We start from the raw sequence: 20,675 nt of genomic DNA on the forward strand, positions 1-20,675 counted from the left end.
GCGAGGAGCCCGGCCCGCCGGGGCCGTTGAGCCGGGACTGCTGAGCCGGGGCCGCCAACGCCGTACGTCAGCGCGCGGCCGGCGCGGACGGTGCGGTCAGCCGGTGGTGTTGACCGGGCCGCCGTCCGTGCCGCTGGTGGTGGTCCCACCGGTGTCCGTGCCGCTGGAGGTACCGCCGGCGTCGGTGCCGGTGGTGGTCCCGCCGTCCGCCGTCCCGCCGTCCGTGGTGCCACCGTCGGTGGTCTCGCCGTCCGTGCTGCCGGTGGGCGGCTCGGAGGTCGGCGGCTCCGACGTCGGAGGCTCCGAGGTGGGCGGCTCGGACGTGGAGGGCGTGGTGGGCTGCTCGGTCGGCGGCGGGGTGTACGTGCCCGCGCCACCGTCGCTGCTGCCCGGCTGGGTCTGCGGCGTGGTCGGCTCGTCCGTCGGCGGCTCGGAGGTCTTCTCCTCCTTGGACGCCGACGGTGTGGGCGATTTGGTGGTGCCCGGGTCCGTCCGGCCGTCGCCGGCGTTCTTCAACGCGAAGGCCACACCGAGCGCGATGGCGATCACGGCGAGCGCCGCGATCAGCCAGACCCTGCCGCGGCCGCTCTTGGCGGGGCGGTGGCCGCCTTCGAAACCGCCGTCGTCCGGCCGCATGCCGGAGGGCAGGATCGGGCTGGCCATCGTGTGCCCCGACTCGGGGTGGGGCAGCGCGGTGGTGGCGGCGGTGCCCATGGCGGGCGTGCTGCCGCCCTCGTGCATGCCGACCGGCCCGGTGTTCCAGGTGCCGGTGTGGCCGCCCTGCTCCTGGAGCATCTGCAAGGAGTACTGGACCAGGCCGCGCATCTCCTCCGCGGTCTGGAAGCGGTCGTCGGGGTCCTTGGCCAGCGACCGCATGACCAGGCCGTCCAGCTCCGGCGGCACCGAGTCCGCGACCTCGGAGGGCGGCACCGGCATGTCCTGAACATGCTGGTAGACGACCGAAAGCGGCGTCTCGCCGGTGAACGGCGGGCGCAGCGCGAGGAGTTCGTAGAGCAGGCAGCCGGTGGCGTAGAGGTCGGAGCGGGTGTCGACGGTCTTGCCGAGCGCCTGCTCCGGGGAGAGGTACTGGGGGGTGCCCATGACCATGCCGGTCTGGGTCATGGTGGACGCGGCGCCGTGCAGGGCACGGGCGATACCGAAGTCCATGACCTTGACGGCGCCGCTGTGCGTGATGATCACGTTCGCGGGCTTGATGTCGCGGTGCACGATGCCGTGCTGGTGGCTGTAGGCCAGCGCCTCCAGCACACCGGAGACGATGATCAGCGCCTGGTCCGGGGGCGGCGCGTCCGCGTTGAGCAGCAGGTCGCGGATGGTGTGCCCGTCGACCAGCTCCATGACGATGTACGGCACGGTGTTGCCGCCGACGAAGTCCTCGCCGGAGTCGTACACGGCGACGACGGCGTGGTGGTTCAGCCCGGCCACGGACTGGGCCTCACGCGTGAAGCGGGCCTTGGACACCGGGTCCTCGGCGAGATCCGAACGCAGCAGCTTCACGGCGACGGTACGGCCCAGCCGCACGTCCTCGGCGGCGAACACCTCCGCCATGCCGCCCCGGCCCAGTCGGCGCGTGAGCCGGTAGCGGCCGTCGCCGACCAGCCCGCCGTTGCCCCACATCTCCGGTGCGTCGGGGCTATTGGAGCCGGTGGCGTCAGGATCGGACGGGCCCTGTGGGCTCTGCGTCGGTGCCATCGGTCCTCGCCGTCGATTCGGTCCGCGTGTAGCGGTAAGGTCTCGGTCTTCGCTAGAGCACGCTACAGGCTCCGGGGCACCCACCGGTCCGTCGTGGACCGGCCATCAAACCTCTCGGATACCAAAGGTCGCAAGTTCACCTGGGACGATAAGAGCCCAAAAACGTCTCGGCACCGTGCCGGGATCTTGCACATCTGGTCACGGAACGGGCACACGGCTTGACGTGTCCGGGCCCTGGGGCAGACTTGGCTGCGGAATTCCAGATTTTGATCGCTATGCATGTGGGCAGTGCGCCTAGGGGGAAGCGGAACGATGAGCCAGGACGGCGCTCAGGGCCAATTCGAGGGCCGTTCGGTCGGCGGGGGACGCTACCAGCTTCGTGATCTTCTCGGCGCGGGCGGTATGGCTTCCGTCCATCTCGCCTATGACAGCGTGCTCGACCGCGAGGTCGCGATCAAGACCCTGCATACCGAGCTCGGCCGCGAACAGGCATTCCGCGAACGCTTCCGGCGCGAGGCGCAGGCGGTGGCGAAGCTCACGCACACCAATATCGTCTCGGTCTTCGACTCCGGTGAGGACGAGCTCGACGGCGGCATGGTGCCGTACATCATCATGGAGTACGTCTCCGGGCAGCCGCTGCGTTCGGAACTCGACGCCGACATCGCCCAACACGGCGCGATGCCGACCGAAAAGGCGCTGAAAATCACCGCCGACGTACTCGCCGCTCTTGAGGCGAGCCACGAGATGGGCCTGGTCCACCGGGACATCAAGCCGGGCAACGTCATGATGACCAAGCGCAATGTCGTCAAGGTGATGGACTTCGGCATCGCTCGCGCCATGCAGTCCGGCGTGACGTCCATGACCCAGACCGGCATGGTCGTCGGCACCCCGCAGTACCTCTCGCCCGAGCAGGCGCTGGGCCGGGGTGTGGACGCCCGCTCCGACCTCTACTCCGTCGGCATCATGCTCTTCGAGCTGCTGACCGGGCAGTTGCCCTTCGACGCGGACTCCCCGCTCGCGATCGCCTACGCGCATGTGCAGGAGGAGCCGCCGGTTCCCTCCAGCATCAACCGCTCGCTGCCGCCGGCCGTGGACGCGATCGTGGCCCGGGCGCTGAAGAAGAACCCCAACGAACGGTTCCCGACCGCCGAGGCGATGCGGGACGAGTGCCTGCGCATCGCCGGATCCGCGCAGTCCGGCGCCACCCCGCTGATCATCAGCGAGGGTCCCCGGGCGCGCACCAGCGGTTCCTCGGTCTCCTCCGCCGTGTTCCCCGCCGCGAGCGGCAACCCGCACACCCCGGCGCCGCCGAGCGTCCAGCAGCCGTACCAGCCGACGCAGGTGCCCGGCTTCGGCCCGACGACGCCCCCGCCGCCGAACAACGTCTACCCGACGCCGGTGCCCGGCCCGGCGCCCGCGCCGTTCAACGCCGGTGGGTTCCCGGCTCCGCCGCCGGCCTACACCCCGCCGCCCGTGACGGCCTCGATGCCGGCCGCCGGCGGGCCCGGTGGGCGCAAGAACAACACTCCGGTGATCGTCGTCTCGGCGATAGTCGGCGTGGTCGTGGTCACCGCCATCGCGATCGGCATCGGGTTGAGCGCGGGCGGCTCCAGCGAGGACATCGGCGGCGATGACACGCCCACGTCGACGTACACGCCGTACTCCTACACCCCGTCGCCCACCGGCAGCACCAGGCCCGAGGACAAGTCGGCGCGCAGGATCCCGACGTCCGACTGCACCGACGCCGACCATCCCTACAGCGAACCGTCCAAGGTCTACTTCCCGTCGTTCCGGTTCAAGAACCTGGAGTCGGTGGAGGCGTGCCTGAAGGCGGCGCACTGGAAGTACAAGATCACGGAGGAGGACGGCCCGCTCTGGGGCAAGAACACCATCACGGACCAGACGCCGGGCGCCTTCACCCAGTGGGACCCCAAGAGCGGCGAGACGATCCAACTGACCGTCGCGACCGGGCGCGACAAGTAGCGCGCCACCTCACCTGATCACAGGCATGACGGAGGGGCCGGCACCGGGTGCCGGCCCCTCCGGTCGTCAAGCGGCGAGCCGGGCTCAGAGGTAGGGGCCCGAACGGGCGTTTCCGTGGCCGGGGTGCTCGCCCTCGGCTTCCAGCGGGCCGGCGCCGGGCGGCAGCGCGCGACGCATCGACTCCAACTGGGCGCGGGCCGCCATCTGCTGGGCGAACAGCGCGGTCTGGATGCCGTGGAAAAGTCCCTCCAGCCAACCCACCAACTGAGCCTGGGCGATCCGCAGTTCCGCCTCGGTGGGCACCGACTCATCGGTGAACGGCAGGGAGAGCCGCTCCAGCTCCTCCACCAGCTCGGGCGCCAGCCCGTCCTCCAGCTCCTTCACCGAGCTGGAGTGGATCTCCTTGAGCCGGACCCGGCTCGCCTCGTCCAGAGGAGCGGCCTTCACCTCCTCCAAGAGCTGCTTGATCATGCTGCCGATGCGCATGACCTTCGCAGGCTGTTCGACCATCTCCGTCACCGGAACCTCACGGGGCTCGTCGCTGTCGTCCCCGCTACCGGAGCCGGCGCTGCCCAGCGCCATGCCATCCGGGCCGACAACCAGGACGTGCGGGCTCTCCTGCGACCGTTCGTTCATCGGCATATCCATGCCGCCATTCTCTCGTACCGACGCTCAAGAACGGTGGTGCCCCCAGGAGACGATGATCCACCCCCGCGGGAAGGGTCTGCCGTGTCTCTGTGCCCGACCGGCGGTACCGCGCGCACCGGCTCGGGGGTGTTCACGTGGAACACCGCTCAATGCCGTTTCACGCGGAACGCCCGATCCACGATGTTTCACGTGGAACACCCGCTCGAAGCCGTTTCACGTGAAACGGGGTCGCGTCAGCGGCGGCGGAGCCGGAAGCCGAGGAAGGCGAGGCCGAGGCCGGTCAGGGCCAGGCCGGCGCCCATCGGCAGGACCCGTTCGACGCGGGCCTCCGGGGCGTCGAAGACGTACGGGTTCCCCGTGCTCCCCGTGCCGGTCGCACCGGTGCCCACGGCCTCCGGATCGGCCTGACGCTGCGTCTCCGGCGAGGGAGGCGTCCGAAGCGGCACCGGCTGCTCGTAGGCAGGACGAGGGAGCCGACCCCCCGCTTCGGAACCATGCGGAGGCCGTGCGGGGCCGGGGCCGGGCACGGCTTCCAGGGGCCGGGCAGGAGCGTCCGACACCGCGGGCGACGGCACGGGCGGGAGCGCCGGGGGCTGCGTGCCACCGGCCTCGGACGGGCTCTGGGAAGCGGACGGCTGCGGGCCGTCCGGCTCCGCCACCTCGATCGGCTCCTCTCCCGGCGCCGACGCGGAGGCCGAGGGCAAGGCGGAGTCGGCGTCGGGTGATGGGGACTGCGGTGGCGAGGCGGACGGCACGGCCGGGGCGTCCGGCGGGCGGTCCCGGAAGCCCGCGAGCAGGTCCGTCAGGCCGGGGAAGTCCAGCAGCCCGGGCAGGGCGTCCGAATCCGGGACTCCCGCCGGCGCACCGGGGTGGCCCCGACCCAGGCCCGCGCGGCTGCCGGCCAGCGGGAGGTCGCCCGTAGAGCTGTCCACCGGCTCCCGCCGAGACGCGAGTTCCGGGGGCCGGTCCGCCGGGGTGACCCGCTCGTCCGAGGCTGTGGCGCTGCCGGCCAGGATCGAGACGGGCAGGACGGTGGCGAACACCAGCAGGCCGGTGGTGAGACGCGAACGCGATGCTGGTGCCACGACCGTGCCCCCCTCCCGTACCGCGCCGTCGAGTGACGTGATCAGCGTCACATGACGTCACCTGTCCGGCATCCCGGACAGGCTGTTCGGGTGAAGCGCCCGGGCCTGGGGGCGGCACGGGACGAGGCGGGGGCGGGACGCCCGGCGCGGGGAGCGGCCGGCTTCTCCCCGCGCCCCTACGCCGGCCGACCGACGCGGCTCAGACCGTCAGGACGACCTTGCCGACATGCACGCTGGCGTCCACGACCCGGTGAGCCTCGGCGGCGTCCGCCATCGGCAGCGTCCGGTCCACGATCGGCCGGACCTGGCCGTTGGCGATCAGCGGCCAGACGTGTTCGCGTACGGCCGCGACGATGGCCGCCTTCTCGTTCAGCGGGCGGGCGCGCAGACCGGTCGCGGTGATCGCGGCGCGCTTGGACATCAGCGCCGCGAGATTGAGCTCCGCCTTCACCCCGCCCTGCATCCCGATGATCGCGAGCCGTCCGCTGACCGCCAGCGCCTTGACGTTCCGCTGGAGGTACTTCGCACCGATGATGTCGAGGATGACGTCCGCGCCCTTGCCGTCGGTGGCCTTGCGGATCTCCTGGACGAAGTCCTGCTCGTGGTAGTCGATGAGGATGTCCGCACCCAACTGCGCGCAGTGCGACAGCTTTTCGGGACCGCCGGCGGTGACCGCGACCCGCGCGCCGACCGCCTTGGCGAGCTGGATCGCCATGGTGCCGATGCCGCTGGAGCCGCCGTGGACCAGCAGCGTCTCGCCGGGCCGCAGGTGCGCGATCATGAAGACGTTCGACCAGACGGTGCATGCCACCTCGGGCAGCGCGGCGGCCGTGACGAGGTCGAGGCCCGCGGGCAGCGGCAGGACCTGCCCGGCCGGGACGGCGACCTGTTCGGCGTATCCGCCGCCCGCCAGCAGCGCGCACACCTCGTCGCCGACCGCCCAGCCGTGTACGCCGGGGCCGAGCGCGGTGATCCGTCCGGAGCACTCCAGACCGGGGTACGGGGAGGAACCGGGCGGCGGGTCGTAGAAGCCCTGACGCTGCAACAGGTCGGCGCGGTTGACGGCGCTGGCCGCGACCTCGATCAGCACCTCGCCCTCGGCGGGCTGCGGATCGGGCACGTCAGCCCAGACAAGTGCTTCGGGGCCACCGGGCTCGGGGATAGTGATCGCTCGCATGGGCGCGAGGCTACTCGCCGTCCGGGCGCGGGGCGAAGGGGCGGGGGCACGGTGTGCGCCGAGCCGCCTCCGCGCCCGGAGTTACTCGTCCGCCCGGCGCATCGGGGAGACGCTGGTCCCCGGGAGGGTCGGCCGGCGGTTCGGCTGCTTGCCGTTCGGCTCCGAATCCTCCGTGGGGGCGGCGCGGACGATGGTGATCAACCGGTCCGCGGACTGGAGCGGACCGGCCGCCGGATCGTCATAGCCGAGGAGACGGTGGCCGCGCAGGACACACACGACCAGGTCCTCGGTCTCGCGGACGGACTTGCCGACCTCGGCCTTCACCACCGGCCGTTCGATGAGGTCGAGGCCGCTGCCCTGCTGAATGAGGTCTTCCATGACGGTGCCCGCGCTGGGGCTGAGGACGGAGAGCCCCAGCAGGCGGCCCGCCGCGCTGGCGGAGGTGATCACGGAGTCGGCGCCGGACTGCCGCAGCAGCGGCGCGTTCTCCTCCTCCCGTACCGCCGCGACGATGTTGGCCTTCTTGTTGAGCTGACGGGCGGTCAACGTGACCAGGACCGCGGTGTCGTCCCGCTGCGTGGCGATGACGACCTGCCGGGCCCGCTGGGTCTCGGCGCGCAACAGCACGTCGCTGCGCGTCGCGTCACCGACCACCCCGGCGAACCCGTCGGCGACCGCCGAGTCGATCACCTTGGTGCTCGGATCGACGATGACGATGCGGTCGCGGCGCAGGCCCGTGGCACAGAGAGTCAGGACGGCGGACCGGCCCTTGGTGCCGAATCCGACGACGACGGTGTGGTCGCGCAAGGCGGTTCTCCAGCGTTTCAGTTGCCACTGCTCACGGGTGCGCTCGGTGAGCACCTCCAGGGTGGTGCCGACCAGGATGATCAGGAAGAGCACGCGGAGGGGCGCGATGAGCACGATGTTCAGCAGCCGCGCGCTGTCTCCGTACGGAACGATGTCGCCGTAACCGGTCGTGGAGAGCGTGACGGTCGCGTAGTAGAAGCAGTCGAGGAAATCGACCGAGCCGTCGGCGTTGTCGTGGTACTCGGCGCGGTCGATCCACACGATGAACACCGTCACGAGCAGAACGATCAAAGCCATCAGCAGCCGGCGGCCGACCTGCCGCAGCGGCGGCAGGGGCGTGCGGCGCGGGAGTATCACCCGGTGGGAACGGTCCTCGGGGACCTCGTGCGCCGCCGCGTCCTGGGACGGCAGTTTCACGCGCCGGTCCCCTGCGGGCGTGCGGGCGACTCCGAGTGGGCGCCATCGGCACCGGTTCCGGGCGGTTGTTCCGGGGTCGGCGGGTCCGCCGACCAGTCGCCGGACCAGGGCGCCGACCAGGGGAGTTCCAGGATTTCGGTCTCGGCACCGAGGTCCGCGCCACCGGGCGGGATGACGGCCAGCGCGTCGGCGGCGGCGATGCCTCGCAACATCGCCGGGCCGTGATAGCGCAGCGGCTCCGCCAGCAGACCCTGCCGGTCGTCCTCGCGATAGGTCACCGGGACCAGCCGGGTGTCGTGCGGATGCCCCTGGACGGCGGCGGCCAGCGGTGTGCGCAGCGGCGGCACCGGACGGCGGGCGGTGAGCGTACGCAGCAGCGGTTCGGCGAGGGTCAGCAGCCCGGAGACGGCGGCGAGGGGGTTGCCGGGAAGGCCGACCAGATGGCGGCGCGGCGCGAGACGGGCCAGCAGCATGGGGTGTCCCGGCCGTACGGCCACGCCATCCACGAGGATGTCGGCGCCCAGGCGGCGCAAGGTGGGATGGACGTGGTCGACGGGCCCGGACGCGGTTCCGCCCGTGGTGAGGACGACGTCGGCGGTGGACGCCGCGAGGGCGGCGTGGAGCGTGTCGGCGTCATCCGCGAGCGGGCGGGGCGGCGCCACGTCGGCGCCGAGGGCCCGCAGCCACGGGCCGAGCATCGGTCCCAGCGCGTCCCGGATACGTCCCTCGTGGGGCAGGCCGTGGCGCAGCAATTCGTCACCGAGCACGAAGACTTCGACGCGCGGGCGGGGGTACGTCACCAGCTCGTCGTAGCCGGCGGCGGCGGCCAGGCCGAGCACGGCGGGCGTCACCAGCACGCCGGAGGGCAGGAGATGGTCGCCGCTGCGGCACTCCTGGCCGCGCGGGCGGATGTCCTGCCCCGGTGACGCGGGCCGCGGCGCGTACAGCCGCGCCCGTCCGTCACCCAGATCACGGACCTCCCCGTGCTCACTGCGCAGCACGGCGGTGGCACCGGCCGGGAGGCGCGCCCCGGTGGCGATCGCGATGGCGTGCCCGTCGGGGAGCACATCGGTGGGGGCGTGCCCGGCGAGGATGCCGTGGGCGGAGCGGGAGGCGGCGCCGGCGGGGCGGTCGAGGCGCCAGGGGCCGGGGCCGGAGACGGCCCAGCCGTCCATCGCGGAGGTGTCGAAGGACGGCAGATCGGTCAGCGCGGCCAGGGGTGCCGCGAGCGTACGGCCGAGCGCATCGGCGAGGGGGGCGGACTCGGGCGCGGGCGGCCCCGGCACGGCTCGGGCGGCGAGCTCACGCGCAGCCTGCCAGGCGGTGGCTTCGTGGGGGCGGTCCTCGGGTGAGCCGGGGAGGTCTTGCGCGCCGGGGGTGCCCGGGGAGGGGGAGAAGCCGGGGGACTCGGGCGAGTCGACGGTGGTGCCGCTGGTGTCGGCGGCCGGGCCGCGGTGACCGACCGACGCGGGGCCTGGGTCCTGGGCGGCGGGGTCCGGGGACCGGTTGGGATCGGCGGGATCGCAGGGACGGCCGGAGGTGAACGCGTCGTCGGAGCCGAATGCGTCGCCGGTGGCGGACGCGTCTCCGGCGCCGGACGCACGGCGGGTTCCGGACCCATCAAAAGCTCCCGGCACGATCACCGCATCGAAATCGAAGACCTCTGACGGATCGGGGAAATCGGCGTGGCCGGAGGGATGAGCGGAACCGGCGTCGGACGCGCTGGTGACCCCGGACGCGGCCGAGGCCGACGGGCCCGATGGGGCCGACGCTGTCCCCGTCGTCGCGTCTCCGTCCCGGTCAGGCGCCCGGCCGTCCCCGGGCCGCTCCCCGCGCGCCGGTGCCAGGCCGTTGGCCAGCGCGAGCGCGTCCTCCAGCGCGGCGTCGAACTCCCCGTCGTTCATTCCGCGCGCTTCGCTTCGGCACCCGCTGCGCCGCCGGCACCGTTCGCGCCCTCGGTCCCCGATTCCTCGGCGCTCTCCGCGGCCCAGCGGTTGGCCAGCGCGGCGGCCTTGCCGGCCAGCTCGTTCACGTCCCGGCCCTGCTGTCCGGCCGCGTAACCGATGAGGAACGTCGTCAGCGGCGCGGCCGGGCGGGCCACGCCGTGTGCCGCGTCCCGCGCGAGGTCGAGGAGTGCCGCCGTGTCGACATCGAGTGCGATGCCCAGTTCGGCCTTGACTGCGGTGATCCATTCGTCCAACACGTTCCCATGCTCCCTGATCCGGGCCCGCGCCGCGCTGAGGTCTTCCCAGGTGTCGCAGTCGAAGGACGCCCCGGCGGTGACATCCGGGACCCGTACGAGCGTCAACGCGGACGTCAGGGCGCGCAGCGGCAGACCGGCCAGGGTGCCGTGGGCGGCGCGCAACACGGCCAGCTCGCGGCGCAGCGCCTCGGCCCGGTAGGCGGCCACCAGCGGCTGGTCCCGGCCCTGCGCGTCGCGCAACACCGCCCCGTCGGGCGATCCGGCACGGCCCGCATCCGTCCCCGCGGTCCCCGCATCCGTTCGCTTCGCCGCCCCCAGCAGGGCGTCGACGGTCGCGGTGGTCAGGAACGGCAGGTCCGCCGACAGGACGAGGACGGTCGGGGCGGTGGTGTGCCGCAGACCGGCCTCCAGCGCGGCGAGCGGACCGCCACCCGGCGGGTCCTCCAGGGCCCGGACGACGGGACGGCTGGTCGGTCGCGCCGGGCCGACGACGACGGTGACCGCGGCGTCGGGGCAGGCGGCCAGCACCCGGTCCAGCAGGGGGCGGCCGCCGACGGACAGGGCGGGTTTGTCCGCCCCGCCGAGCCGGCGCGCCGCCCCTCCGGCCAGCACGAGGGTGTCGTAGTCGGTGTGGTCGCTCACCCCATGAGTATCACCGGACGCATCGCCCCCACACAGGGTTCATAGCGCGGATCACAGAGATCACAGAGGCCACAGACAGCCGGGGAGATCAGCGGAGATCGGCGGAGATCAGCAGAAGTAACGGTGAGGACCCCAATCGGCACGGCCGAGACCAAAAGGCCATGCCGGGATCAAAAGGCATGCCGGGATCAAGCGGTCACGGGAGCGACCACAGCCGGCTCACAGCGTGCGCAGCAGCAACGCCGGCTGTTCCACGCAGTCGGCGACGAACCGCAGGAAGCCGCCGGCCGTGCCGCCGTCGCACACCCGGTGATCGAAGGTGAACGAAAGCTGGACGACCTGCCGGACGGCCAACTCGCCGTTGTGCACCCAGGGTTTGGCGGCTATGCGGCCGACGCCGAGCATCGCGGCCTCGGGGTGGTTGATGATCGGCGTGGAGCCGTCGACCCCGAAGACGCCGTAGTTGTTGAGGGTGAACGTGCCGTGGGTCAGCTCGGCGAGCGACAGGCCACCGGAACGGGCGGTCTCGGTGAGCCGGGCCATCTCGGCGGACAGGTCCTCGACCGTACGGGCGTGCGCGTCCCGCACCACCGGCACCACTAGGCCGCGATCGGTCTGCGCGGCGAATCCGAGATGGACGGCGGGCAGCCGGACGATCTCCTGGGACTCGGTGTCGACGGTCGCGTTCAGCTCGGGGAACCGGGCGAGCGCGGCCGTGCAGATGCGGGCCAGCAGCGCGAGCAGCGAGACCTTGGGTGCGCCCGGCACGTTCATCGCGGCGCGGGCGGCGAGGAGTTCGGTGGCGTCGGCGTCGACCCAGCACGTCGCGTCCGGGATCTCCCGGCGGCTGCGGCTGAGCTTCGTGGCGGCGGCGCCCCGCATACCGCGCAGCGGGATCCGCTCGCCGACGGCGGCTCCGGCGCTGTCCCCCAGCCGTCCGGCTCCGGAGACCGTGCGGGCCCCGGTCCTGGTGGCGGTCGCGGCCCCCACCGCGTCCCTCTCCGCGATCCGGGCCGTCTCCTGCCGCTCCCGGAGGGCCTCCTCCTGATCGGCGCGTTCCCGGATGGCCCGCTCGACGTCCGTACGAAGAATCAGCCCGTCTCGGCCGGACCCCCGCAAACCCCGCAGATCCAGGCCGTGTTCGCGGGCCATCCGGCGCACCAGGGGCGAGATGACGGCCACCGCCCGCCCGTCGGCCGACTCCGCCTCCGCGCTCACGGGCCGCTCCTCCCCGGCAGCCGCCGCGAAGGCCGGCTCCACCGTGGCCGGCTCCACCGTGGTGGGCGCCGACGACTCGGACGCGGCGCCGGCGGTCCGCCCGCTGCGGGGGCCCTCACCGGGCGCCTCGTCCCGCGCGGTCCCGGCCGCACGCGGCGCGCCCGCCGCGGGGCCCACGCCGCCGGGCCGGATCCTGCGCCGCCGTGCCGCCGACGTGCTCGTGCCATACCCGACCAGCACATTTCCCGATCCCGAGTCCGCCGAACCGGAGTCCGCCGGCGCGGAGTCGGCGGCCGACTGCCCCGACCGCGCCGCCGCAGGTCCGGAAGCCGCCGCTCCCTCGGGCGCCGAGGTGGCCGCCGCACCAGCCGCGCCGGGCTTCGTGCCGTCCGCCACCAGGTCCTCCGGCACCGCGCCCACCGCGACCGTCACCAGCGGCGTGCCCACGGGGACTTCGTCCCCCTCCGCCCCGAAGCGGGCGGTCACCACGCCTCCGTAGGGGCACGGCACCTCCACCATCGCCTTGGCGGTCTCCACCTCGACGACCGGCTGGTCGACGGCCACGACTTCGCCGACCTCGACCAGCCAGTGCGTGATCGTCGCCTCGGTGAGGCCCTCCCCCAGGTCGGGGAGGGTGAATTCACGGACCACGGCCATCACTCACCACGTCCCTCGGTCCAGTCCGACTCCCACTGGAGACGGGCCACGGTGTCCAGAATCCGGTCGACCCCGGGCAGATGGTGCCGCTCCAGCATCGGCGGCGGATAGGGGATGTCGAATCCCGCGACGCGCAGGACCGGCGCCTCCAGGTGGTGGAAGCAGCGCTCGGTGATCCGTGCGGCGATCTCCCCGCCGGGGCCGCCGAAGCCGCCGGACTCGTGGACGACCACGGCCCGCCCGGTGCGCCGCACCGACGCGCACACCGTCTCGTCGTCGAACGGCACCAAGGAGCGCAGGTCGAGGACTTCCAGGTCCCAGCCTTCCGCGCGGGCCGCCTCGGCGGCCTCCAGGCAGGCCGGCAGCGACGGACCGTAGGTGATCAGCGTGGCGTCCCCGCCGCGGCGCCGGATCTCGGCGCGGCCGATGGGGGCGACCGGTGTGGGGTCGTCGGCCGCCCAGTCGGCCTTCGACCAGTACAGCCGCTTGGGTTCGAGGAAGACCACCGGGTCGTCCGAGGCGATGGCGGCGCGCAGCAGCCCGTAGGCGTCCTCGACGGTCGCCGGGGTGACGACATGGAGGCCGGGCGTGGCGAGGTAGTACGCCTCGGAGGAGTCACTGTGGTGTTCGACGCCGCCGATTCCGCCGCCGTAGGGGACGCGGATGGTCAGTGGCATCGGCAGGCCGCCGCGGGTGCGGTTGCGCATCCGCGCGACATGGCTGACCAGTTGCTCGAAGGCCGGGTAGGCGAACGCGTCGAACTGCATCTCGACGACCGGCCGCAGGCCGTACATGGCCATGCCGACGGCGGTGCCCAATATGCCCGCCTCGGCGAGGGGCGTGTCGGCGCAGCGGTCCTCGCCGAACTCCTTGGCCAGGCCGTCGGTGACCCGGAAGACGCCGCCCAGGGCGCCGACGTCCTCCCCCATGACGTGGACGGTGGGGTCCTCTGCCATGGCGTCGTGCAGCGCGCGGGTCAGTGCCTGCGCCATCGTGGCGGGTTTGCGGGCGGTCACCGGAGCGGTGGTCGTCATCGTCGGGCCCCCTCGGCGGACTCCTCGGCAAGGGCAGCGCGCCCGGAGGCCGCGGTATTCCCGCCGCTCGCGTCAATCTCGGCGTCTTCTGTGCCTTCTGCGGCTTCGGCGGCCAGCTCGGCGCGCAACCGGTCGGCCTGCTCCCGCAGTTGGCCGGTCTGCTCGGCGAAGACATGGGTGAACAGGTCCATCGGGTCCAGGACCGGGTCCTGGTTCATCCGCTCCCGCAGGTCCGCCGCGAGCTCCTCGGCAGCGGCCTTGGTCGCGTCGGTGAATTCGCCGGTCAGCAGGTCACGGTCCGCCAACTCGCGCTCCAGAAGGGCTATCGGGTCGTGTGCCCGCCAGGCCCGCACCTCGGAGTCGGTGCGGTAGCGGGTGGCGTCGTCGGCGTTGGTGTGGGCCTCGATGCGGTAGGTGACGGCCTCCACCAGGGTGGGGCCGCCACCCCGGCGGGCGCGTTCGACCGCGTCGGTGAGGACTTCGTGCACCGCCGGCGCGTCATTGCCGTCGACCAGGCGGCCCGGCATGCCGTAGCCGACGGCCTTGTGGGCGAGGGAGGGCGCGGCCGACTGCTTGGCGAGCGGTACGGAGATCGCGAAGCCGTTGTTCTGGACGAGGAAGACCACCGGCGCCTGCCACACGGCCGCGAAATTGAGCGCCTCGTGGAAGTCGCCCTCGCTCGTGCCGCCGTCGCCGACGAGCGCCAGGGCCACGACGTCGTCGCCCTTGAGCCGGGCGGCGTGCGCCAGGCCCACGGCGTGCGGGAGTTGGGTTGCCAGCGGGGTGCACAGCGGGGCGATGCGGTGCTCGCGCGGGTCGTAGCCGGTGTGCCAGTCGCCCCGGAGGAGGGTCAGGGCCTGTACGGGGTCGAGGCCCCGGGCGACCGCGGCGAGGGTGTCGCGGTAACTGGGGAAGAGCCAGTCGCGGTCCTTCAGCGCCAGCGCGGCGGCCACCTGGCAGGCTTCCTGCCCCGTGGAGGACGGATAGACCGCCAGCCGCCCCTGCCGGGTCAGGGCCGTGGCCTGCGCGTTGTACCGGCGGCCGCGGACCAGCTCGGCGTACAGCCGCCGCAGCAGGGCCGGGTCGAGCCGGCTCGCGGCGTCCGTCCCCAGGACGCGGTACGGCTGCGCGTCCGGCAGGAGGGGCGCGGGGTCGACGCGCGGCCGCCAGGCGGGCGGCGGGCCGGACAGGCCGCTCTTGTTCCTGCTGCTGCCGGGCTGCTCAAGGACCGTCATGACGAGCACCTCCTCGAATCGAAGGGGTGGCGCGAAGCGCCTCATATGGGGTGGGGGGCGGACGACGGACGGGCAGGATGGAACGGGTCGGGGCGGGTAGCCCTTCCCTACCGATTGTTCGGTCGCCGGTGCAATTTGGCTACAGGCGGGCCCAGCCTGTGGACAAACGGTTCTCCACAGCATGAGATGAAGCCCGGGCGTCCACAAAGGGGAGGCGGGACCATATGCAGGACGAACAGATGGCCAATCCCGGCGGGTCACCGGGGGCGGTCACGCCACCGTCCACGACCCCGCCGCCGCCCGTCGTCCGCCCGCTCGACACCATCGACCGCTCGATCCTGCGCATGCTCCAGACCGACGGCCGGGCCTCCGTCCGGTCCGTCGCCGAGCGGGTCCACGTCTCGCGTGCGAATGCCTACGCGCGGATAAACCGCCTGATCGACGACGGCGTCATACGCGGCTTCAGCGCCCGCGTAGACCAGGAACGCGCAGGTCAGGGCGCCTCGGCCTATATCACGCTGAAGATCGTGCAGAACTCCTGGCGGACGGTGCGCAAGCAGTTGACGGCGCTGCCGGGGGCGTCCCACATCGCGCTGGTCAGCGGCGATTTCGACGTCCTGTTCCTGGTGCACACCCGGGACAACCGCGAGCTGCGGGAACTGGTCCTCACCCGCATCCAGTCGATCCCGGAAGTCCTCAGCACCCGCACCCTGCTGGTCTTCGAGGAAACCGACCTCGGGACGGAGCAGCAGTAAGCACCGGGTGACGGGTGGCCGGGCGGTGACGGGCCGCGGTCCCGGAACCCCGCAGGCCCCGGTGGCGGCCGCGCTCCCGAAACCCCGCAGGCCCCGGTGGCGGCCGCGCTCCCGAAACCCCGCAGGCCCCCGTGACGGGCCGCGCTCCCGAAACCCCGCAGGCCCCGGTGGCCGGAATGACCTCAGCGGCCCCGGTGGGCCTAACGCCCCCGGCAACCCCGCCGACCCCTCAGGACTTGCGCAGACCCACGAAGGCCGTCCGCACCACGGCCTCGGCGACCTCGTCGCGGCTGGCCGCGCCCCCGCGCCCCGGCCGGTACCACTCCACGATCGAGTTGATCATGCCGAAGAGCAGCCTCGTGGCCAGCCGCAGATCGACGTCGTCCCGCAGGTCACCCTCGGCGGCGGCCTGCTTGAGCAGGTCGGCGACCTCATGGTCGAACTGGCGGCGGCGCTCCATGGCCCACCGCTCGGTGTCCGTGTTCCCCCGCACCCGCAGCAGCAGCGTGACGTAGGGAAGTTCGTCCATCAGCACCTCGGCCTCGCGCCGGGTGACGTACTCCAGCCGCTCGATCGCCCGCCCGCCGACCGCGCCCGGCTCCTCCAGCACACCGAACAGCCCGTCCAGGGCGCGGCTTATCGCCCGGCGCAACAGCTCTTCCTTGCTGCGGACGTGGTGGTAGATCGAGGACTTCGAGATGCCGGCCGCCTTGGAGAGGTGCTCCATGGAGGTGCCGTCGTACCCGCGCTCGATGAACACCTCCACGGCGACCGCGAGGAGCGAATCGGGCGTGTAGGTGTCGCGCTTGGCCATGGTCATGATTAGAACACCTGTCCTTGGAGTTCCGCACGGCGCCGCAGCGCCCAGGACGGTGCGTAGCGTCCACCGGCATTCTGGTGCATGGCCTCCAGCAGGTCCCACACCCACTCGGCACCCAGCCGCTCCGCCCACTCCAGGGGGCCGCCGGGGTAGTTCACGCCCAGGCGCATCGCGGTGTCGATGTCCTCGGGGGTCGCCACGCCGCGGCCCGCGGCGTCCACGGCGAAGTCCACGATCATCGCGACGGTCCGGGCGACGATCATGCCCGGTACGTCCTCGATGACGCTGACCTGCTTGCCCAGCGCCTGGAACAGCCCGACCGCCTCCGCGACGTCCCCCTCGGAGGCCGTCACCGAGGCGGCGAGGGCGATCCGGGTCGCGGCCCGGTAGTCGAGCGAGAGGTCGAACCGGATGTGCTTGCCGTAGACCACGCTCGTCGCCGGATTGCCGTTGGTCAGCGCCAGCGCGGCCCCGCCGGGCAGCCGGATGAAGCCCTCGGGCCCCGGGGCGCGGTCGCGGGTGACCTTGATGCCGGCCTCTTCGATCATCTCCCGCAGCACCTGGGCGGGCCCGGGCAGCTCGGCGTGCACGGCGACGGCGTCCGGGGCGGGGCACGGAGCGGCGGTGTGCGGCGCGGGGCGGGCGGCGCCCTCGGCGTAGTCGTACCAGCCCCGCCCGGACTTCCGGCCGAGCAGACCGGCCTCGACCAGCCGCCGCTGCGCCAGCGAGGGCGTGAACTTCGGGTCCTGGAAGAAGGACCGCCACACCGACTGGGTGACCGCTTCGTTCACGTCCTGGCCGATGAGGTCGGTCAGTTCGAAGGGGCCCATCTTGAAGCCGGCGCCCTCGCGCAGCACCGCGTCGATGGTGGCCGGATCGGCCGCCCGCTCCTCGTAGACGCGCAGGGCCTCGGCGTAGAACGGGCGGGCGACGCGGTTGACGATGAAGCCGGGGGTGTCCGCGCAGCGCACCGGCGTCTTGCCCCAGGCCGCGGCGGTCTCGTACGCGGTCGTCGCGGCCGACTCCTCGGTGGTGAAGCCGCTGATGACCTCGACCAGGGGGAGCAGCGGCGCGGGGTTGAAGAAGTGCAGGCCCACGCAGCGGCCGGGGTGGCGCAGCGGGCCGGCGACGGCGGTCACCGACAAGGAGGAGGTGTTCGTGGCCAGCAGGCAGTCCGGCGCGACGATCTCTTCCAGGGCGGTGAAAAGCTCCTGCTTGGCGGGCAGTTGTTCCGCGATCGCCTCGATGACCAGCGCGCTGCCGGCCAGGTCGGTGAGCGCGGCGGCGGGGGTGAGACGGTCGCGTGCGGCGTCCCGCTCGACCGCCTGGATCCGGCCTTTTTCGACGAGCCGATCCAGCCGCCGCACGATCTCCGCCGCGGCCTGCCCGGCCCGCCCGGGCACGGCGTCGTAGAGGCGCACGGGATGGCCGGCGACCAGCGCCACCTGCGCGATTCCCTGACCCATGGTGCCGGTGCCCACTACTGCCACGGGGCTGCTGGCCTCGATTGCCGTCATGCCGACAGATCCTTCCCGACCGACTTGTCCACAGGTTCGCCGGGCCCTCTTGCCCCGACCGATCGTTCGGTTACTCTAACTCCGTTGCCCTGTCCGCTCCCACTCCCGCGCGGCACGCGAGAAGGTGCGCCGCTCGGGGCCCGGAAAAGATCGCCCCGGGTCGCCCTTCCTTCTCTTCCCGCTTCCGCCGCTCTCCGCCCCATCCGCTCATCCCTTTCCGTTTCGCTTTCCGTTTCGCCTTTCGTTTCGCCTTCCGTGTTCCGCCCCATCCGCTTTCCGCCCGGCTCGACGAGGAGTTGGTCATCGATGGCCGCCGAAATGACCACAGCGCAGTTGATCGAGAAGCACCGCCCGACCCTCGATCAGGCGCTGGAGGCAATCCGCACCCGCGCCTACTGGTCCCCCCACCCCGAGCACCCGAAGGCGTACGGCGAAAACGCCGCGCCGGACGGCCTGGCCGCCTTCGAGGCGCTGCGCGGCAAGCGCTTCGAGCTGGACCAGCCGGGGACGGACGCCTGGACGGGCGGCGAAGTATCGCCCTACGGCCCGGAGTTGGGCATCAGCTACCCGCATCCGGATGTGGACGTGCTGCTGCCGGCCATGCGGGACGCGATCCCCGCCTGGCGTGCCGCGGGCCCTGAGGCGCGTGCGGCGGTGTGTGTGGAGATCCTGGCGCGCATCAGCGCCCGCACCCATGAGTTCGCGCAGGCCGTGATGCACACCAGCGGGCAGGCGTTCATGATGGCCTTCCAGGCGGGCGGGCCGCATGCCCAGGACCGCGGCCTGGAGGCGGTGGCGTACGCCTACGCCGAGCAGATCCGCACCCCGCAGCAGGCCCCGTGGTCCAAGCCGCAGGGCAAGCGCGATCCGCTGGAGCTGAGCAAGAGCTTCACGGCCGTGCCGCGCGGTGTGGCGCTGTTGATCGGCTGCAACACCTTCCCGACGTGGAACGGCTATCCGGGCCTGTTCGCCTCTCTGGCCACCGGCAATCCGGTGCTGGTCAAGCCCCACCCGAGGGCCGTCCTGCCGCTGGCGTTGACGGTCAGGGTGGCGCGCGAGGTGCTCGCCGAGGCCGGTTTCCCCGCCGACCTGGTGTGCCTGGCCGTCGACAAGCCGGGCGAGGGCCTGGCCAAGACCCTCGCCGTCCGCCCCGAGGTCCGCATCATCGACTACACCGGCTCGACGTCCTTCGGCGACTGGCTGGAGACGCACGCCCGCCAGGCGCAGGTCTTCACGGAGAAGGCCGGCGTCAACACCGTCGTCATCGACTCGACCGACGACTACAAGGGCATGCTCGGCAACCTCGCCTTCTCGCTGTCCCTCTACAGCGGCCAGATGTGCACCACACCGCAGAATCTGCTGATCCCGCGCGAGGGCATCAGCACGGACGCCGGACCCAAGTCGTACGACGAGGTGGTCAGCGATCTCGCGGGCGCGGTGAGCGGGCTGCTCGGCGATGACGCGCGGGCCAACGCGCTGCTGGGTGCGATCGTGAACCCGCAGGTCAAGGAGCGGATCGAGGCGGCTTCGGGGTTCGGCGAGGTGGCCTTGGCCTCCCGGGAGGTGACCCACCCGGAGTTCCCCGGCGCCACGGTCCGTACGCCCGTGATCGTCAAGCTCGACGGCGCCAAGCCGGACTCCGAGGCGGCCTATCTCTCGGAGTGCTTCGGCCCGGTGTCCTTCGCGGTGGCCGTCGACTCGGCGGCGGACGCGGTGGAGCTGCTGCGGCGTACCGTCCGGGAGAAGGGCGCCATGACCGTCGGCGCGTACACCACCTCCCCCGAGGTGGAGCAGCTCGTCCAGGACGCCTGCCTGGAGGAGTGTGCGCAGCTCTCGCTGAACCTCACCGGTGGCGTCTATGTGAACCAGACGGCGGCGTTCTCCGACTTCCACGGCTCCGGCGGCAATCCGGCGGCCAACGCGGCGCTGTGCGACGGCGCGTTCGTGGCCAACCGTTTCCGGACGGTGGAGGTGCGCAGGCCCGCGTAGGCGGCCGAGGAGCTGGGCGCCTTACGGGGCGCCCGGCGCCTCGATGCGGGCGTGGCGGCCTATCCAGGCGTGCATGGCGATGGCGGCCGCCGCCCCCGCGTTGATCGAACGGGTCGATCCGAACTGCGCGATCGAGCAGACCACGGAGGCGTGCCGGCGCGCTTCCTCGGTCAGCCCCGGTCCCTCCTGGCCGAACAGCAGCACACAGCGGCGGGGCAGCGCGGTCGTCTCCAGCGGCACGGCGCCGGGGAGGTTGTCGATCCCGATGATCGGCAGCTCTTCGGCGGCGGCCCAGGCGGTGAGGTCCGCGGTGTCCGGGTGATGGCGGACGTGCTGGTAGCGGTCGGTGACCATCGCGCCGCGGCGGTTCCAGCGGCGCCGGCCGACGATGTGGATCTCCTGGGCGAGGAAGGCGTTGGCGGTCCGGACGACCGAGCCGATGTTGAAGTCGTGGCCCCAGTTCTCGACCGCCACATGGAATTCGTGGCGGCGGGTGTCGAGGTCGGCGACGATCGCCTCCCGCGTCCAGTAGCGGTACTGGTCGACGACGTTGCGCCGGTCACCGTGCGCGAGCAGCTCGGGGTCGTAGTGGTCGCCCTCCGGCCAGGGCCGCGGATGCGGGCCGACGCCGATCTCGGGGCCGTAGCCCTCGTCGTACTGCACCGGCTCGGCGGGACCGGCCTCCGCGAGGGCAAGGGCGGTCGCGACCGCCCCGGGCTGGGCGTTCACGGCCTTGGGGGCGGTGTGCGGCCCGTCGGCGGCGGTCCGCACGCCGCCG

General features: G+C 72.6%; 16 protein-coding genes. 3 read left to right on the plus strand and 13 right to left on the minus strand.

Annotated features, from left to right (window positions below; translation table 11 throughout):
* Nucleotides 1-96 precede the first annotated feature (96 nt).
* Nucleotides 97-1,710 (minus strand): protein kinase domain-containing protein, encoded by a 1,614-nt coding sequence (locus tag ACZ45Z_RS25950; protein WP_468366885.1) that lies wholly within the window; start codon nt 1,708-1,710, stop codon nt 97-99.
* A gap of 312 nt (nt 1,711-2,022) precedes the next feature.
* Here ACZ45Z_RS25950 and ACZ45Z_RS25955 point away from each other — a divergent pair, with 312 nt between their 5' ends.
* Nucleotides 2,023-3,693 (plus strand): Stk1 family PASTA domain-containing Ser/Thr kinase, encoded by a 1,671-nt coding sequence (locus ACZ45Z_RS25955; RefSeq protein WP_468366888.1) that lies wholly within the window; start codon nt 2,023-2,025, stop codon nt 3,691-3,693.
* 84 nt (nt 3,694-3,777) lie between these two features.
* On the opposite strand, the gene ACZ45Z_RS25960 is transcribed toward ACZ45Z_RS25955, so the two are convergent.
* From ACZ45Z_RS25960 to pdhA, 9 genes are all read right to left on the minus strand, one after another.
* Nucleotides 3,778-4,341 carry a bacterial proteasome activator family protein gene (locus ACZ45Z_RS25960; protein ID WP_468366890.1) on the minus strand — a complete coding sequence of 188 codons (564 nt, stop codon included), beginning with the start codon at nt 4,339-4,341 and terminating at the stop codon, nt 3,778-3,780.
* A 233-nt stretch (nt 4,342-4,574) separates the two neighbouring features.
* The gene (locus ACZ45Z_RS25965; protein ID WP_468366892.1) at nt 4,575-5,477 is read right to left on the minus strand and encodes a hypothetical protein; all 903 of its coding nucleotides are present in this window, start codon (nt 5,475-5,477) and stop codon (nt 4,575-4,577) included.
* A gap of 148 nt (nt 5,478-5,625) precedes the next feature.
* Nucleotides 5,626-6,603 carry an NAD(P)H-quinone oxidoreductase gene (locus tag ACZ45Z_RS25970; RefSeq protein WP_468366894.1) on the minus strand — a complete coding sequence of 326 codons (978 nt, stop codon included), beginning with the start codon at nt 6,601-6,603 and terminating at the stop codon, nt 5,626-5,628.
* An 81-nt stretch (nt 6,604-6,684) separates the two neighbouring features.
* Nucleotides 6,685-7,827 (minus strand): potassium channel family protein, encoded by a 1,143-nt coding sequence (locus ACZ45Z_RS25975; RefSeq protein WP_468366897.1) that lies wholly within the window; start codon nt 7,825-7,827, stop codon nt 6,685-6,687.
* Nucleotides 7,824-9,731, minus strand: coding sequence for a molybdopterin molybdotransferase MoeA (locus ACZ45Z_RS25980; protein ID WP_468366900.1), 1,908 nt, complete (start codon nt 9,729-9,731; stop codon nt 7,824-7,826). Before ACZ45Z_RS25980 ends, ACZ45Z_RS25975 begins: the two co-directional genes overlap by 4 nt.
* Nucleotides 9,728-10,672, minus strand: coding sequence for a DUF6457 domain-containing protein (locus ACZ45Z_RS25985; RefSeq protein WP_468366903.1), 945 nt, complete (start codon nt 10,670-10,672; stop codon nt 9,728-9,730). Before ACZ45Z_RS25985 ends, ACZ45Z_RS25980 begins: the two co-directional genes overlap by 4 nt.
* A gap of 219 nt (nt 10,673-10,891) precedes the next feature.
* Nucleotides 10,892-12,547 carry a dihydrolipoamide acetyltransferase family protein gene (locus tag ACZ45Z_RS25990; protein WP_468366906.1) on the minus strand — a complete coding sequence of 552 codons (1,656 nt, stop codon included), beginning with the start codon at nt 12,545-12,547 and terminating at the stop codon, nt 10,892-10,894.
* Complete coding sequence (locus ACZ45Z_RS25995; RefSeq protein WP_468366908.1) at nt 12,547-13,581, minus strand: alpha-ketoacid dehydrogenase subunit beta; 1,035 nt, start codon at nt 13,579-13,581, stop codon at nt 12,547-12,549. Before ACZ45Z_RS25995 ends, ACZ45Z_RS25990 begins: the two co-directional genes overlap by 1 nt.
* Nucleotides 13,578-14,816, minus strand: coding sequence for a pyruvate dehydrogenase (acetyl-transferring) E1 component subunit alpha (gene pdhA, locus ACZ45Z_RS26000; protein WP_468366911.1), 1,239 nt, complete (start codon nt 14,814-14,816; stop codon nt 13,578-13,580). Before pdhA ends, ACZ45Z_RS25995 begins: the two co-directional genes overlap by 4 nt.
* A 224-nt stretch (nt 14,817-15,040) precedes the next feature.
* Between pdhA and ACZ45Z_RS26005 the strand changes: the two genes are divergently transcribed.
* Nucleotides 15,041-15,571 carry an Lrp/AsnC family transcriptional regulator gene (locus ACZ45Z_RS26005; protein WP_468366914.1) on the plus strand — a complete coding sequence of 177 codons (531 nt, stop codon included), beginning with the start codon at nt 15,041-15,043 and terminating at the stop codon, nt 15,569-15,571.
* Between the two features lie 229 nt (nt 15,572-15,800).
* Here the strand turns inward: ACZ45Z_RS26005 and ACZ45Z_RS26010 are convergent, their stop codons facing one another.
* Together ACZ45Z_RS26010 and ACZ45Z_RS26015 are read right to left on the minus strand one after the other, a co-directional pair.
* Nucleotides 15,801-16,391 (minus strand): TetR/AcrR family transcriptional regulator, encoded by a 591-nt coding sequence (locus tag ACZ45Z_RS26010; RefSeq protein WP_468366916.1) that lies wholly within the window; start codon nt 16,389-16,391, stop codon nt 15,801-15,803.
* Between the two features lie 2 nt (nt 16,392-16,393).
* Nucleotides 16,394-17,908 carry a 3-hydroxyacyl-CoA dehydrogenase gene (locus tag ACZ45Z_RS26015; protein ID WP_468366919.1) on the minus strand — a complete coding sequence of 505 codons (1,515 nt, stop codon included), beginning with the start codon at nt 17,906-17,908 and terminating at the stop codon, nt 16,394-16,396.
* A gap of 306 nt (nt 17,909-18,214) precedes the next feature.
* Between ACZ45Z_RS26015 and paaN the strand changes: the two genes are divergently transcribed.
* Nucleotides 18,215-19,897, plus strand: a complete 1,683-nt coding sequence (gene paaN / locus ACZ45Z_RS26020; protein ID WP_468366922.1) for a phenylacetic acid degradation protein PaaN — start codon at nt 18,215-18,217, stop codon at nt 19,895-19,897.
* A 21-nt stretch (nt 19,898-19,918) separates the two neighbouring features.
* Here paaN and ACZ45Z_RS26025 read toward each other — a convergent pair whose 3' ends face one another.
* Complete coding sequence (locus tag ACZ45Z_RS26025; RefSeq protein WP_468367035.1) at nt 19,919-20,626, minus strand: TrmH family RNA methyltransferase; 708 nt, start codon at nt 20,624-20,626, stop codon at nt 19,919-19,921.
* Nucleotides 20,627-20,675: the final 49 nt, after the last annotated feature.

The sequence above is a fragment of the Streptomyces sp. NPDC031210 genome, assembly GCF_055570395.1.